This is a genomic window from Methylobacterium sp. WL6 (genome assembly GCF_008040095.1).
In the GTDB taxonomy this organism is placed as follows: domain Bacteria; phylum Pseudomonadota; class Alphaproteobacteria; order Rhizobiales; family Beijerinckiaceae; genus Methylobacterium.
Genome location: NZ_VRVH01000448.1, coordinates 1 through 2688 on the forward strand (window position 1 = coordinate 1; position 2688 = coordinate 2688).

The 2688-nt window shown below is 73.0% G+C and carries 2 protein-coding genes; both read left to right on the top strand.

The annotated features are described in order from the left end of the window. A partial coding sequence (locus FV230_RS26980; protein WP_147844560.1) for an efflux RND transporter periplasmic adaptor subunit occupies window positions 1-1049 on the top strand: 1049 nt, incomplete at its 5' end. A gap of 13 nt (window positions 1050-1062) precedes the next feature. Beyond that, window positions 1063-2688, top strand: a 1626-nt coding sequence (locus FV230_RS26985) for an efflux RND transporter permease subunit (RefSeq protein WP_147844561.1), incomplete at its 3' end; no start/stop codon positions are given.

Here is a 2688-nt window from a genome sequence, read left to right on the forward strand (position 1 = left end):
GCGACGACGACCACGAGGCCCCGACCCCGATGGCCGCCACCGGCGCCCAGGACCTCGCCCGCCGCCTGCCCGACGGGTCGGTGTTCGTGCCGAAACCCACCCAGCGCGTGCTGACCCTGCGCACCCTCGTCACCGCGTCGGGCGTGCTGGCGCGGACGACCGAGCTGCCCGGCCGGATCATCGCCGACCCGAACGGCAGCGGCGTGGTGCAATCCTCGGTCGGCGGCCGGCTGTCGCCGCCGGAATCCGGCCTGTTCCCGCGCCTCGGCACCCGCGTGCGCAAGGGCGAGGTGCTGGCCTTCGTCACGCCGCCGGTCCAGGCGGTGGACGTGTCGGACATGCGCCAGCGCCAGGGCGAGCTCGACCAGCAGATCGCCATCGTCGCGCGCCGGGTCGAGCGCTACCGCAAGCTGAGCCCCGGCGGCGCGGTCTCGCAGGTGCAGATCGACGACGCGGATGCCGAGCTGAAGGGCCTCGTCGACCGCCGCACGGCGCTCGACGGCGTCCGCTCGCAGCCGGAGGCGCTGGCCGCGCCGGTCTCGGGGGTGATCGCCGAGGCCAACGCGGTCGCCGGCCAGATGGCGAGCCCGGGCGCGATGGTGTTCAAGATCGTCGACCCGTCCCGGCTCTGGGTCGAGGCGCTGAGCTTCGACGCGCTCGCCAGCACCGCCGACGCCACCGCGCGGCTCGCCGACGGCCGACGGCTCGAGCTCGCCTATCGCGGCGCCGGCCTCGCCGACCGGGCCCAGGCGGTGCCGATCCAGTTCGCCGTGCGCGACGCGCCGCCCGAGCTGCGCACCGGCCAGTTCGTGACGGTGCTCGCCGCCACCGACACGCAGCAGACCGGCCTCGCCCTGCCGCGGCTCGGCGTGGTCCGCGGCGGCAACGGCCAGACCCTGGTCTACGAGCACGTCGCCCCCGAGCGCTTCGCGCCGCGCGAGGTCCAGGTCGAGCCCCTCGACGCCGCCCGCGTCCGGGTGGTCTCCGGGCTCGAGCCCGGCCGGCGGATCGTGACGCAGGGCGCCGAGCTCCTCAACCAGATCCGCTGACGGGAGTCCGCGCATGTTCACGCTCCTCGTCACCCAGGCCCTGCGGAACCGGCTGGCGGTTCTCGCCGTCGCCGCGATCCTCGTCGTCTACGGCGCCTTCACCGTCACGCGGCTGCCCGTCGACGTCTTCCCCGACCTCAACCGGCCCACCGTCACCATCATGTCGGAGGCCGAAGGGCTCGCGCCGCAGGAGGTCGAGCAGCTCGTCACCTTCCCGCTCGAGACGCAGATGAACGGGCTGCCCGGCGTCACCCGGGTGCGCTCGGTCTCCGGCGTCGGGCTGTCGGTGGTCACTGTCGAGTTCGACTGGGGCACCAACATCTACCGCAACCGCCAGCAGGTGGCCGAGCGCCTTGCGATGGCGCGGCCGCAGCTGCCGGCGGAGGTGAACCCGACGATGGGGCCGATCTCCTCGATCATGGGGCAGATCGTCATGGTCGCGCTCACCGGCGACACGGTCGATCCGATGCGCCTGCGCGAGATCGCCGACTTCACGATCCGGCCGCGCCTGCTCTCGATTCCCGGCGTCGCGCAGGTGATCCCGATGGGCGGCGAGGTCCGCCAGTTCCGCGTCGCGCCGCAGCCCGCCGCGTTGCGGGCGCTCGGCGTCAAGCAGGCCCAGCTCGAGGCGGCCCTGGCGCAGTTCGGCACCAACACCGGCGGCGGCTTCACCGACCAGTACGCCCGCGAATACCTGATCCGGAACCTCGGCCGGACGATGGACCTCGACGACCTGCGCAACATGGTCGTCGCCACGGTCGACGGGCGGCCGGTCTTCCTGCGGCAGGTGGCGGAGGCGTCGTTCTCGGCGCGCGTGAAGCGGGGCGATGCCGGCTACATGGGCGCGCCGGCGGTGGTGATCTCGGTGGAGAAGCAGCCCGGCACCGACACCGTCGCGCTCACCGCGCGGATCGAGGCGGCGCTCGCCGAGATCACCGCCACCCTGCCGAAGGGCGTGCGCGCCGACCGGCTGATCTTCCGGCAGGCGAACTTCATCGAGACCTCGATCGGCAATGTCGAGCACGTGCTGGTGGAAGCGATCGCGGTGGTGGCGATCGTCCTGTTCGCGTTCCTGCTGAACCTGCGCACCACGGCGATCTCGCTCACCGCGATCCCGGTCTCGATCCTGGCGACGGCCATCGCCTTCCATCTCGCCGGCCTGTCGATCAACACGATGACCCTCGGGGGGCTCGCCATCGCCATCGGCGAGCTGGTCGACGACGCCGTGGTCGACGTCGAGAACATCTTCCGGCGCCTTCGCGAGAACCGCGCGGCGGGCGACCCGCGCTCGACCTTCGACGTGGTGGTCTCCGCCTCGCAGGAGGTGCGCTCGGGCATCGTCTGCGCGACGATGGTGATCGTGCTGGTGTTCGTGCCGCTGTTCGCGCTCTCCGGCATCGAGGGCCGGCTGTTCGCGCCGCTGGGGCAGGCCTACATCGTCGCGATCCTGGCGAGCCTCGTGGTCTCGATCACCCTGACGCCGGTGATGGCCTACTACCTCCTGCCCGGCCTCAAGCGCCTCGACCAGCACGAGAGCGGGCTGATCCGCGGGCTCAAGCGCGCGCTCGCCGCGACCCTGCGCGTCGCCCTGCCCCGCGGGCGCCCGATCCTGATCGCGGCCGGGCTCGCGGTCGCGGCC